Source organism: Escherichia sp. SCLE84, assembly GCF_012584495.1.
Lineage (GTDB): Bacteria > Pseudomonadota > Gammaproteobacteria > Enterobacterales > Enterobacteriaceae > ECMA0423.
Genome location: NZ_CP051430.1, coordinates 859,302 through 872,597 on the forward strand (window position 1 = coordinate 859,302; position 13,296 = coordinate 872,597).

Annotated in this window: 11 protein-coding genes; 5 read left to right on the forward strand and 6 right to left on the reverse strand. The window is 49.4% G+C overall.

The features are described 5' to 3' along the window. Positions 1-175: 175 nt before the first annotated feature. The 4 genes from nifJ to ttcA all read left to right on the forward strand — a co-directional run bounded on the left by nifJ (position 176) and on the right by ttcA (position 6,886). Positions 176-3,700, forward strand: coding sequence for a pyruvate:ferredoxin (flavodoxin) oxidoreductase (gene nifJ, locus HGD79_RS04390; RefSeq protein WP_000628159.1), 3,525 nt, complete (start codon positions 176-178; stop codon positions 3,698-3,700). 366 nt (positions 3,701-4,066) lie between these two features. After that, the gene (gene ompN, locus HGD79_RS04395; protein WP_168848312.1) at positions 4,067-5,200 is read left to right on the forward strand and encodes a porin OmpN; all 1,134 of its coding nucleotides are present in this window, start codon (positions 4,067-4,069) and stop codon (positions 5,198-5,200) included. A gap of 140 nt (positions 5,201-5,340) precedes the next feature. Continuing rightward, positions 5,341-5,775, forward strand: coding sequence for a universal stress protein UspF (gene uspF / locus HGD79_RS04400; RefSeq protein WP_001082294.1), 435 nt, complete (start codon positions 5,341-5,343; stop codon positions 5,773-5,775). A gap of 175 nt (positions 5,776-5,950) precedes the next feature. Then, positions 5,951-6,886: a tRNA 2-thiocytidine(32) synthetase TtcA gene (ttcA, locus tag HGD79_RS04405; protein ID WP_021534101.1), complete on the forward strand. Its 936-nt coding sequence runs from the start codon at positions 5,951-5,953 to the stop codon at positions 6,884-6,886. Between the two features lie 128 nt (positions 6,887-7,014). Here the strand turns inward: ttcA and dbpA are convergent, their stop codons facing one another. From dbpA to ydaN, 4 genes are all read right to left on the reverse strand, one after another. Then, the gene (dbpA, locus tag HGD79_RS04410; protein ID WP_021534102.1) at positions 7,015-8,388 is read right to left on the reverse strand and encodes an ATP-dependent RNA helicase DbpA; all 1,374 of its coding nucleotides are present in this window, start codon (positions 8,386-8,388) and stop codon (positions 7,015-7,017) included. A gap of 29 nt (positions 8,389-8,417) precedes the next feature. Next, on the reverse strand, positions 8,418-8,591 hold the full coding sequence (gene ynaL, locus HGD79_RS26835) for a protein YnaL (protein WP_001296046.1): 174 nt from the start codon (positions 8,589-8,591) through the stop codon (positions 8,418-8,420). A gap of 274 nt (positions 8,592-8,865) precedes the next feature. Beyond that, positions 8,866-9,849, reverse strand: coding sequence for a zinc transporter ZntB (zntB, locus tag HGD79_RS04415; protein ID WP_000387388.1), 984 nt, complete (start codon positions 9,847-9,849; stop codon positions 8,866-8,868). A 13-nt stretch (positions 9,850-9,862) separates the two neighbouring features. Then, complete coding sequence (gene ydaN, locus HGD79_RS26530; RefSeq protein ID WP_211180494.1) at positions 9,863-9,910, reverse strand: protein YnaN; 48 nt, start codon at positions 9,908-9,910, stop codon at positions 9,863-9,865. A gap of 193 nt (positions 9,911-10,103) precedes the next feature. Between ydaN and dgcM the strand changes: the two genes are divergently transcribed. Further along, entirely contained in the window at positions 10,104-11,336 is a 1,233-nt protein-coding gene (gene dgcM, locus HGD79_RS04420) for a diguanylate cyclase DgcM (protein ID WP_168848313.1), read from the forward strand. A 20-nt stretch (positions 11,337-11,356) separates the two neighbouring features. Here dgcM and smrA read toward each other — a convergent pair whose 3' ends face one another. Next, positions 11,357-11,920 carry a DNA endonuclease SmrA gene (gene smrA, locus HGD79_RS04425; protein ID WP_001046821.1) on the reverse strand — a complete coding sequence of 188 codons (564 nt, stop codon included), beginning with the start codon at positions 11,918-11,920 and terminating at the stop codon, positions 11,357-11,359. 329 nt (positions 11,921-12,249) lie between these two features. Continuing rightward, positions 12,250-13,158, reverse strand: a complete 909-nt coding sequence (locus HGD79_RS04430; RefSeq protein WP_000885467.1) for a LysR family transcriptional regulator — start codon at positions 13,156-13,158, stop codon at positions 12,250-12,252. Positions 13,159-13,296 lie beyond the last annotated feature (138 nt).

Sequence of the window (13,296 nt, forward strand, 5' to 3'; positions counted from 1 at the left end):
TTTACTTTTTTATGGCTATTTTTTTGCCCTCTGTTTGATCAAAACATTCATTACGCTGATGTGGGGGACACAAAAGCGAAAATGCAGAAGAAAGCCATTTGCTAAAATTGAAGGATTACTACTGGGCGCGCAGCAATTTCGTGCGCCCCTCATTTGCGCAATGTAAGGGTGTCATATGATTACTATTGACGGTAATGGCGCGGTTGCTTCGGTGGCGTTTCGCACCAGTGAAGTTATCGCCATCTACCCTATTACCCCCAGTTCCACGATGGCAGAACAGGCTGATGCCTGGGCCGGAAACGGCTTAAAGAACGTTTGGGGAGACACACCACGCGTAGTTGAAATGCAGTCGGAAGCGGGTGCTATCGCTACCGTGCATGGCGCTTTGCAGACGGGTGCCCTTTCAACATCGTTTACGTCATCGCAGGGTTTGCTGCTGATGATCCCGACGCTGTACAAACTGGCAGGCGAACTGACGCCATTTGTCCTGCATGTAGCGGCACGTACCGTTGCCACACATGCACTTTCTATTTTTGGCGATCATTCCGACGTTATGGCGGTGCGCCAGACGGGTTGCGCGATGTTGTGTGCGGCTAACGTCCAGGAAGCGCAAGATTTTGCTCTCATTTCGCACATCGCAACGCTGAAGAGCCGCGTGCCATTTATTCATTTCTTTGATGGTTTCCGCACGTCCCACGAAATCAATAAAATTGTCCCGCTGGCCGATGACACTATTCTTGATCTCATGCCGCAGGCCGAAATTGATGCTCATCGCGCCCGGGCGCTCAACCCGGAACATCCGGTGATCCGCGGTACGTCCGCCAATCCTGACACTTATTTCCAGTCTCGCGAAGCCACCAACCCATGGTACGACGCGGTCTATGACCATGTTGAACAGGCGATGAATGATTTCTCTGCCGCGACAGGTCGTCAGTATCAGCCGTTTGAATATTACGGGCATCCGCAAGCGGAACGGGTGATTATCCTGATGGGCTCTGCCATTGGCACCTGTGAAGAAGTGGTTGATGAATTGCTAACCCGTGGCGAAAAAGTTGGCGTGCTGAAAGTTCGCCTGTACCGTCCCTTCTCCGCCAAACACTTGCTGCAAGCTCTGCCGGGATCCGTACGCAGCGTGGCGGTACTGGACAGAACCAAAGAACCCGGTGCCCAGGCAGAACCGCTCTATCTGGATGTAATGACCGCACTGGCAGAAGCCTTTAATAATGGCGAGCGCGAAACTCTGCCCCGTGTCATTGGTGGGCGCTATGGTCTTTCATCCAAAGAATTTGGCCCGGACTGTGTACTGGCGGTATTTGCCGAGCTCAACGCGGCTAAACCGAAAGCGCGCTTTACGGTTGGTATTTACGATGATGTGACCAATCTGTCACTGCCGTTGCCGGAAAACACCCTGCCAAACTCGGCGAAACTGGAAGCCTTGTTTTATGGCCTTGGTAGTGATGGCAGCGTTTCCGCGACCAAAAACAATATCAAGATTATCGGTAATTCCACGCCGTGGTACGCACAGGGCTATTTTGTTTACGACTCCAAAAAGGCGGGCGGCCTGACGGTTTCTCACCTTCGCGTGAGCGAACAGCCGATTCGTTCCGCTTATCTCATTTCCCAGGCTGATTTTGTTGGCTGCCACCAGTTGCAGTTTATCGATAAATATCAGATGGCTGAGCGTTTAAAACCTGGCGGCATTTTCCTGCTCAACACGCCGTACAGCGCAGATGAAGTGTGGTCGCGCTTGCCGCAGGAAGTTCAGGCCGTGCTAAATCAGAAAAAAGCGCGCTTCTATGTGATTAACGCGGCGAAAATCGCCCGCGAATGTGGCCTGGCGGCCCGTATTAATACCGTCATGCAGATGGCTTTTTTCCATCTGACGCAAATTCTGCCTGGCGATAGCGCCCTCGCAGAATTGCAGGGTGCGATTGCCAAAAGTTACAGTAGCAAAGGCCAGGATCTGGTGGAACGCAACTGGCAGGCTCTGGCGCTGGCGCGTGAATCCGTAGAAGAAGTTCCGTTGCAACCGGTAAATCCGCACAGCGCCAATCGACCGCCAGTGGTTTCCGATGCCGCCCCTGATTTCGTGAAAACCGTAACCGCAGCGATGCTCGCAGGGCTTGGTGATGCCCTCCCCGTTTCGGCGCTGCCGCCAGACGGCACCTGGCCGATGGGCACCACTCGCTGGGAAAAACGCAATATCGCCGAAGAGATCCCCATCTGGAAAGAGGAACTCTGTACCCAATGTAACCACTGCGTTGCCGCTTGCCCACACTCAGCTATTCGCGCAAAAGTGGTGCCGCCTGAAGCGATGGAAAACGCCCCTGCCAGCCTGCATTCGCTGGATGTGAAATCGCGTGATATGCGCGGGCAGAAATATGTCTTGCAGGTGGCACCGGAAGATTGCACCGGTTGTAACCTGTGCGTCGAAGTTTGCCCGGCGAAAGACCGTCAGAATCCAGAGATTAAAGCCATCAATATGATGTCTCGCCTGGAACATGTCGAAGAAGAGAAAATCAATTACGATTTCTTCCTCAACCTGCCAGAAATCGACCGTAGCAAACTGGAACGTATTGATATTCGTACATCGCAGCTGATTACACCGCTGTTTGAATATTCAGGTGCTTGCTCCGGTTGTGGCGAGACGCCGTATATTAAATTGCTGACTCAGCTCTATGGCGACCGGATGTTGATCGCTAACGCCACCGGCTGTTCTTCAATTTATGGCGGTAACCTGCCCTCTACACCGTATACCACCGATGCCAACGGTCGTGGGCCGGCATGGGCGAACTCTCTGTTTGAAGATAATGCCGAATTTGGCCTTGGTTTCCGCCTGACGGTCGATCAACACCGTGTCCGCGTGCTGCGTCTGCTGGATCAATTTGCCGATAAAATCCCGGCGGAATTACTGACAGCGTTGAAATCAGACGCTACGCCAGAGGTTCGTCGAGAACAGGTCGCAGCTTTACGCCAGCAACTCAACGATGTTGCCGAAGCACATGAACTGCTGCGTGACGCAGATGCACTGGTGGAAAAATCAATCTGGCTGATTGGTGGCGACGGCTGGGCTTACGATATCGGCTTTGGCGGTCTGGATCATGTATTGAGTTTGACGGAAAACGTCAACATTCTGGTGCTGGATACGCAATGCTATTCCAACACCGGTGGTCAGGCGTCGAAAGCGACACCGCTGGGTGCAGTAACTAAATTTGGCGAGCACGGCAAACGTAAAGCGCGTAAAGATCTTGGCGTCAGTATGATGATGTACGGTCATGTTTATGTGGCGCAGATTTCTCTCGGCGCGCAGCTCAACCAGACGGTGAAAGCGATTCAGGAAGCGGAAGCGTATCCGGGGCCATCGCTGATCATCGCTTATAGCCCATGTGAAGAGCATGGTTACGATCTGGCACTCAGCCACGACCAGATGCGCCAACTCACAGCTACCGGCTTCTGGCCGCTATATCGCTTCGATCCGCGTCGTGCCGATGAAGGCAAACTGCCGCTGGCGCTGGATTCACGCCCGCCGTCAGTAGCACTGGAAGAAACGTTACTTCACGAGCAACGTTTCCGTCGGCTGAATTCGCAGCAGCCAGAAGTGGCAGAACAGTTATGGAAAGATGCTGCAGCTGATTTGCAAAAACGCTATGACTTCCTGGCACAAATGGCCGGAAAAGCGGAAAAAAGCAACACCGATTAAATGCTCTGGATAAGGATTATCCAATTCTAAAAAAAAAGCCCGGACGACTGTTCGGGCTTGTCTTTTTATATGTTGGAAAATCAGTGGCAATGCAATGGCCCAACAGAAAATAAAATCTGTGACAATAAAGGAATATAACCCGCGCAGAATAACGTATAGAAAATTAAAAGTATAATTTTTATTTTGTATGTATTATCTTCGATACATTCACCAGACTTATTATCATTTCAGAGGAATTATTTGATTAAGGTTTTACTTAAGGCGTAACAAATGATATTTATCGGCTAACTGAACTTCTCCTTTAGGATGTTTTCACTCCCCGAAATGGGGATAAAAGGCAAATAAAATAACTAAAGGATTTATTCAATGAAAAGCAAAGTACTGGCACTTTTAACTCCTGCCCTGCTCGCCGCAGGTGCTGCACATGCAGCCGAAGTTTATAATAAAGACGGCAACAAATTAGATCTGTATGGCAAAGTTGATGGCCTGCATTATTTTTCTGATAATTCGGCGAAAGATGGCGACCAGAGCTATGCGCGTCTGGGTTTTAAAGGCGAAACCCAAATTAACGATCAACTCACTGGCTACGGTCAATGGGAATACAATATTCAGGCAAACAACACTGAATCTTCAAAAAACCAGTCATGGACCCGTCTGGCATTTGCCGGGCTGAAATTTGCAGATTACGGTTCTTTCGATTACGGACGTAATTATGGCGTAATGTACGACATCGAAGGCTGGACCGATATGCTGCCTGAATTTGGCGGTGACTCTTATACCAATGCAGACAACTTTATGACTGGTCGAGCCAATGGCGTCGCGACTTATCGTAATACTGATTTCTTCGGTCTGGTAAATGGTCTGAACTTCGCGGTGCAGTATCAAGGTAACAACGAAGGTGCCAGTAATGGTCAGGAAGGCACCAACAACGGACGTGATGTTCGCCATGAAAACGGTGACGGCTGGGGTCTTTCCACAACATATGATTTAGGCATGGGCTTTAGCGCTGGTGCGGCATACACCTCTTCTGACCGCACCAATGATCAGGTTAACCATACTGCGGCGGGTGGTGATAAAGCAGACGCGTGGACTGCTGGGCTAAAATACGATGCTAACAATATTTACCTGGCAACCATGTATTCAGAAACGCGTAATATGACCCCGTTTGGCGACAGCGATTATGCTGTTGCAAACAAAACCCAGAACTTTGAAGTCACTGCACAGTACCAGTTTGATTTTGGTCTGCGTCCGGCAGTCTCTTTCCTGATGTCTAAAGGCCGTGACCTGCACGCTGCCGGTGGTGCAGACAACCCGGCAGGTGTTGATGATAAAGATCTGGTTAAATACGCCGATGTTGGCGCGACTTACTATTTCAATAAAAACATGTCCACTTATGTTGACTATAAAATCAACCTGTTGGATGAAGATGACAGTTTCTACGCTGCCAATGGCATCTCTACCGATGATATTGTCGCTTTAGGTCTGGTTTATCAGTTCTAAATCCTCCTGCCCGCTGTTATGGCGGGCTTTTTCTGCTTATTCTTCCTCCTTTGATCTAAATTAAAAATGTGAACTCCGTCATTACACAAAAAGTGTCATCTGGCGTTACACTTTATGCGGATACTAAAACAGGAGGTTTTATGAACAGAACGATTCTTGTCCCTATCGATATTTCCGATTCAGAATTAACTCAACGCGTGATTAGCCACGTTGAGGCAGAGGCAAAGATTGATGATGCAGAGGTTCATTTCCTGACGGTAATACCTTCACTGCCCTACTATGCCTCTCTGGGTTTAGCGTATTCCGCAGAATTACCGGCAATGGATGACCTGAAAGCGGAAGCCAAATCGCAACTGGAAGAGATCATTAAAAAATTTAAACTGCCAACCGACAGAGTGCATGTCCATGTTGAGGAAGGCTCGCCCAAAGACCGCATTCTGGAAATGGCGAAGAAGATCCCCGCTCATATGATCATCATTGCTTCCCATCGACCGGATATCACCACTTATCTGCTCGGTTCCAACGCCGCAGCTGTAGTGCGTCACGCAGAGTGCTCCGTGCTGGTTGTGCGCTGACACTAACGCCCGCACATTGCTGCGGGCTTTTTGATTCATTTCGCAAATGTGCTGACATTTTCCCCTCTAATCCGTACCATACACGCCACTGTTTTTATATCAGATTTCTTATGCTGGGCATTCCGGCATGACGCATACTCTTCTGATGCCATATAACGAATTGAGTCGCTTTTAAATGTCGCAAAATCAAGAAATTAGTAAGAAAGAACAATACGACCTGAACAAATTACAAAAACGTCTGCGTCGTAACGTGGGCGAAGCCATTGCTGACTTCAATATGATTGAAGAAGGCGATCGCATCATGGTTTGCCTCTCCGGGGGTAAAGACAGCTATACCATGCTGGAGATTCTGCGCAATTTGCAGCAAAGCGCGCCAATCAATTTTTCGCTGGTGGCTGTTAACCTCGATCAAAAGCAACCGGGCTTCCCGGAACACGTTCTGCCCGAGTATCTTGAAAAGCTGGGCGTTGAGTACAAGATTGTTGAAGAGAATACTTACGGTATCGTGAAAGAGAAGATTCCAGAGGGCAAAACCACTTGCTCACTGTGTTCTCGCCTTCGTCGCGGTATCCTTTATCGTACCGCAACGGAACTGGGGGCGACGAAGATCGCGTTGGGTCACCATCGTGACGATATCCTGCAAACGTTGTTCTTAAATATGTTCTACGGCGGCAAGATGAAAGGTATGCCTCCGAAACTGATGAGCGATGATGGCAAACATATCGTTATTCGTCCGCTGGCCTACTGCCGCGAGAAAGATATTCAGCGATTTGCCGATGCAAAAGCGTTCCCGATTATTCCGTGCAACCTGTGCGGTTCACAGCCTAACCTGCAACGTCAGGTGATTGCTGACATGTTGCGTGACTGGGATAAACGTTATCCAGGGCGTATCGAGACGATGTTCAGCGCGATGCAGAATGTGGTGCCGTCGCATCTGTGCGATACCAACCTGTTCGATTTCAAAGGCATTACCCACGGTTCTGAAGTGGTTAACGGGGGTGATCTGGCGTTTGATCGCGAAGAGATCCCACTACAACCGGCGGGCTGGCAGCCAGAAGAAGATGAAAATCAGTTGGATGAGTTACGGCTGAATGTGGTTGAAGTGAAATAACCAGGATAGCGCCCGATGCGCAAGCGTATCGGGCTACTCTTATGGAGGCCGGATAAGACGCGGCCAGCGTCGCATCCGGCAATCCCGCATAAGATGTTTACTCTTGCACCCGGCAATTCAACATTTCATTATTTTAATAACCGCACCCGGCACGTTTTTCCTTTAATCTTCCCGCCCTGTAACTGTTTCCATGCTTTATGAGCAACAGCCTGACGGACCGCGACATAGACATGCGCCGGATGCACGGCGATTTTGCCAATATCTACGCCATCAAGCCCGATGTCTCCTGTCAGCGCACCTAATACATCACCCGGGCGCATTTTGGCTTTTTTCCCGCCATCGATACACAACGTTGCCATTTCTGCTTCCAGCGGCAAAATGGAACTATTAGCTGGCGGCGTTTGCCAGTTAAGTTTTATCTGCAACATGTCAGAAATGATATTGGCCCGCTGTGCTTCTTCCGGAGCACAGAAACTGATCGCCAGACCGCTATTTCCTGCACGAGCTGTACGGCCGATGCGATGTACATGAACTTCAGGGTCCCACGCCAGCTCAAAGTTCACCACCAGCTCAAGCGATTTAATATCCAGACCACGCGCAGCAACATCAGTCGCAACCAGTACACGGGCGCTACCGTTAGCAAAACGTACCAGGGTCTGATCGCGATCGCGTTGTTCCAGATCGCCGTGTAACGACAATGCACTTTGCCCTACTTCATTCAGCGCGTCGCAGACAGCCTGGCAATCTTTTTTGGTATTGCAAAACACCACACAAGAGGATGGCTGATGCAAGCTTAATAACCGTTGCAACAGAGGAATTTTGCCTTTACTGGATGTCTCATAAAATTGTTGTTCAATGGGTGGCAAAGCATCTGTTGAGTCAATTTCAATCGCCAAAGGATCGCGTTGCACTCGTCCGCTGATTGCGGCGATGGCTTCCGGCCAGGTTGCAGAAAACAGAAGCGTCTGTCGAGATGCTGGCGCAAAACGGATGACATCATCAATGGCATCGCTAAATCCCATATCCAGCATGCGGTCGGCCTCATCCATCACCAAAGTATTCAGCGCATCCAGTGATACCGTGCCTTTTTGCAAGTGAGCCAGCAAACGACCCGGCGTTGCCACGATAATATGCGGCGCATGTTGCAACGAATCACGCTGCATACCGAACGGTTGACCACCGCACAACGTCAAAATTTTGGTATTTGGGAGAAAACGCGCCAGCCGACGCAATTCACCTGCCACCTGATCCGCCAGTTCACGCGTAGGACACAGCACTAAAGCCTGGGTTTGAAATAGCGACGCATCAATTTGCTGTAACAAGCCGAGGCCAAAAGCCGCCGTTTTGCCGCTGCCGGTTTTCGCCTGCACGCGAACATCTTTTCCGGCAAGGATCGCCGGAAGCGCGGCGGCCTGCACCGGCGTCATGGTTAAATAACCCAACTCATTAAGGTTCGTGAGTTGGGCGGGAGGCAAAACATTCAGGGTAGAAAAAGCGGTCACAATCTATTCTCGTGGTCATCGACGCAAAGTTAGCAGGCGCGTATCCTCGCAGATCTACGCTCACGATGCGACAATTTAATCGGTTCTTCATCAGGTGGTGGGTCAGGCATGGGTTGCGGGCGAGGGATCGGATCGGGCACTGGAACAGGATCGCCAGGAATCGGTTCAGGGACAGGAATTTGCAAATAAATAAGTGTCGTCATATTTCCCTCCGGTCATTGGGTGGACTCTTAAAGGGTAGACGCTGATAAATAACAGGCAAAAAAAAGCCGACTCATCAAAGTCGGCGTCGTACGAATCAATTGTGCTATGCAGTAATTCAAAAAAGGAAGTAAGACAATATGGAGCGCAACGCCCATCGCTTGACGTTGCATTCACCTGCAAGGGAGATATTGCCCTGAATGGGTAGAGAGTTTATTGACTTCGCTCAAACTTTGCGGCGTTTTTGTATACAGACAGCCGGAAAAATTGCTTTTGTTACAACCATTTACTACGGTGCAACCATAAAGCAACACCACCAATAAGAACAACTAACAGAATACAAAAAATTGAAAATCCGAATTGCCACCCGCCGCCAGGGATCCCACCAAGGTTGACGCCAAATAACCCGGTCAGAAAGGTACTGGGTAAAAAGACCATTGCCATCAACGACATTGTATAGGTACGACGAGCTAAATTTTCCTGCATCACCTGAGCGATTTCATCCGCCATCACGCCAGTCCGTGCTATACAGGCGTCGATTTCGTCAAGGCCGCGCCCAAGGCGATCGGCAATATCCTGCATCCGACGGCGTTGGTCATCGCTCATCCACGGCAAACGTTCACTGGCAAGACGAGCATAAACATCACGTTGCGGTGCCATATAGCGACGCATCACAATTAATTGTTTGCGCAGCAGAGCCAGGAATCCACGCGGTGGAATTTGCTGATCAAGGAGATTATCTTCAAGGTCGATAATTTTATCGTGCAGCTGCTCGATAAATTCGCTGGAATGATCGGTCAACGCATCGCACACATCCACCAGCCATCCCCCGCAATCGGTCGGACCCGTGCCCTCTTCCAGATCGCTCACCACATCGTCCAGCGCCAGCACTTTGCGTTGTCGGGTCGAAACAATTAACCGCCCGTCCATATATACACGCATGGCGACCAGTTGATCGGGGCGTTCATCGGTGCTGCCGTTTATACAGCGCAATGTAATCAGCGTGCCTTCACCGAGACGGCTGACTCGGGGCCGTGTGCTCTCGCCCGCCAGCGCATCACGTACGTTATTGGGAAGCAGCGGTGTTGTCGCCAGCCATTGGGCGCTATCATGGTGTACATAATTAAGGTGGAGCCAGCAGGGATGCGCTTCATCAATCACATCTGTATTTTCCAGCGGTTTAACGCCGCCTCTACCATCCAGCATCCAGGCAAATACTGCATCCGGGACATTAACGTCCGATCCCTTAATCGCTTCCACAGTGCCTCCATCATCAACGCATTATTTTGTAGTCTAGCCTTCTGGCCCTGTTACGCAACATCTCATCACCCCATTACCCTGAAATGATTAATAAAATTCTGTCTAAATTGAATACAAAAAGCAAAATGCTTTTCCGTATACAAACCGTGTGAAGTGTTAAATAGCGTCTATCATTATCAGAATTATCTGATCATATGACGTGGCTTTTTTGCGATCGGATAGCAACAAAAATTGATAAAAATAACGGGATCTCAATGATTACGCACAACTTCAATACCCTGGACTTACTCACCAGTCCTGTCTGGATTGTTTCGCCCTTTGAGGAACAGTTAATTTATGCCAATAGCGCGGCGCGACTGTTGATGCAAGACCTCACGTTTAGTCAGCTACGAACCGGACCCTATTCCGTCTCCTCACAAAAAGAACTGCCGAAATACCTCTCCGATCTGCAAAACCAACACGATATTATCGAAATCCTCACTGTTCAGCGTAAAGAAGAGGAAACAGCATTAAGCTGTCGGCTTGTTTTGCGAGAGCTGACAGAAACAGAACCGGTGATTATTTTCGAAGGTATCGAAGCGCCGGCAACGCTGGGTTTAAAAGCCAGTCGCTCGGCAAATTATCAGCGCAAAAAACAAGGTTTTTATGCGCGCTTTTTTCTGACTAACTCTGCACCAATGTTGTTGATTGACCCCTCACGAGATGGCCAAATCGTCGATGCTAACCTCGCCGCGCTCAATTTCTATGGTTATAACCATGAAACGATGTGCCAGAAACATACCTGGGAAATTAATATGCTCGGGCGTCGCGTCATGCCTATCATGCATGAAATTTCGCATTTACCCGGCGGTCATAAACCTTTGAATTTTGTTCATAAACTGGCGGATGGATCTACTCGTCATGTGCAGACCTATGCCGGGCCGATTGAAATTTATGGCGACAAGCTCATGTTATGTATTGTGCATGATATTACTGAGCAAAAACGGCTGGAGGAGCAGCTGGAACATGCTGCTCACCATGACGCGATGACCGGATTACTGAATCGGCGACAGTTTTATCACATTACCGAGCCAGGCCAAATGCAGCATCTCGCCATCACTCAGGATTACAGCTTATTGCTCATCGACACCGATCGTTTTAAACACATTAACGATCTCTATGGGCATTCTAAAGGTGATGAGGTGTTATGCGCCCTCGCCCGCACCCTTGAAAGTTGCGCTCGCAAAGGCGATTTGGTGTTTCGTTGGGGAGGCGAAGAGTTTGTCTTATTGCTACCAAGAACCCCACTGGATACCGCGCTTTCGCTGGCTGAAACTATCCGTGTAAGCGTGGCAAAAGTGAGTATTTCGGGCTTACCACGCTTTACCGTCAGCATTGGTGTGGCGCATCACGAAGGAAATGAAAGCATCGATGAACTGTTTAAACGCGTTGATGATGCTTTGTATCGGGCGAAAAATGATGGACGCAACCGCGTGCTGGCGGCATAAGCCGCGGATGCGTCTCGAGATCAACGACTGCGCTTAGCGTGGCGCTCCCAGTTTTCTTGCTTCGCCTGCGCCGTTTTACGTAGTGCGACGTAACACGCCCCGCTGCCGCCATGATGCGGTAGCGCAGTGCAATATGCCTGAACATCATCAAATTCGGTCAGCCAGCGCGCCACATAGCTGCGGACAATATTGGCATGCGATTTATCATCCCGTCCTTTGCCATGAATAATCAGCACGTTACGCAAACCATCAGCCATGGCTTGTTGAATGAAACTGAACATCATTTTGCGGCACTCTTCCACCGGCTGGCGCAAAAGATTCAGGCTCGCCTGTTGCGGATATTTACCACTGCGCAGCTTATCCAGCACCCCATGTTGCAACCCTTCCCGCCGAAACTCCAGCGGCTGACTTAGTGGGATGATGTCGAGAAATCCGGTGGTGAGGAAATTATCAAGCTGCAGCGTGTCGATACGCTGCGGCGCACGTTGGTTACGCGTTGGATGCCAGTGGACATCGGTAGCACGTTTCAGCGGCTGGACATCTTCCATGGCGTCAAGAAACAGCGATTTGTCGTCAAGGTTCATGTTACATCCTCCCGCAATTAAGAGCGCGATATGATAACCAGACCGGGTCGGTCCAACAACGTATTACCCAAAATTCCAGTAATAAGTTCCAAATATTGCCGATATTTTAAGCAAAATGCTTATGCATGATTATTCATTCACGATATTAATAATGTAACTTATATTTTCGTGAAATCTGTCACTGAAGAAAATTGGCAACTAAAGGTTAAAACCGTTATAACACAGTCACCGGCGCAGAGGAGACAATGCCGGACTTAAGACGCGGATGCACTGCTGTGTGTACTGTAGAGTCTGGCGGATGTCGACAGACTCTATTTTTTTATGCAGTTTTAACTTTGCAGATAGCCGCATTCTCGCCGGAATTGCGTGATTAATGACGCGGTCAGTGGTGTCTGGCGACTATCACGCCGCTGAATCAAATAATAGGCCGCTTTCGGTAAAATTTCGCTAACCGGCAACATCACCAGCCCCTGTCCGTGCAAGGGATCGCAGCCCATTTCTTCAGGCAGTATGCTGAGAAAATCGCTTTTTGCCACCAGACTGATACAGGCTGAGAACGTCTCGCAGACTACACCGACCTGTGGCGTTTGCGCCTGATCGTCAAGCAATTCACTCAACTGTTTGTAGTAACTGCCGTGTGGCGTCGGCATTGTCCAGCTGTAATCCAGTAACTGTTTGATCGAACGGGCACCAATGGCGGGGTGTCCCGGGCGGCAAAAGATCGCGAATTGCTTTTCCAGTAATTTCTCAAAAGTAAATTCGTGGTCGTACGGTCCCTGATAATAGGTATTGATGGTGAAATCCAATTCTCCCTGACGCAATTCATTAATCATCGACACCAGTTGCCCTTCCATAATGCGTACTTTTACCTGCGGATGCTGCTGATGAAAACGAGATATGACAGCTGGCATCAGACTGCGGGAAATACTGGCCCCCATGCCGATATTAATCTGCCCTGCCAGTTGCCCTTGTCGTTGGCGAATTTCCTCTTGCGCTGCGCGCAGCTCTTCAAGAATAAGACTGGCGTGCTGATAAAAACTTTCACCGGCATCAGTTAACGTCACGCCTTTACTACGGCGAAAAAAGAGTTGCGCCGCTAATCCTTCTTCCAGCTCCTGAATAGATTTACTCAGTGCCGGTTGCGACATATTCAACATTCGGCTCGCTCCGCGAATGCTGCCCTGACGAGCCACTTCAACAAAAGCACGAATTTGATGAATTTTTACCTGAAAAGCCATGACGCCACCGATAACCGTTATTTATCAGACCAAAGAAACTGGCATCTACTTTAATGCAGATGATTGTGTCAGGGTAATTTATGAACGGTTAAAACTGTGAAAAATCAGTTAGTGATAAGTAAAAACTATCGCTACGTG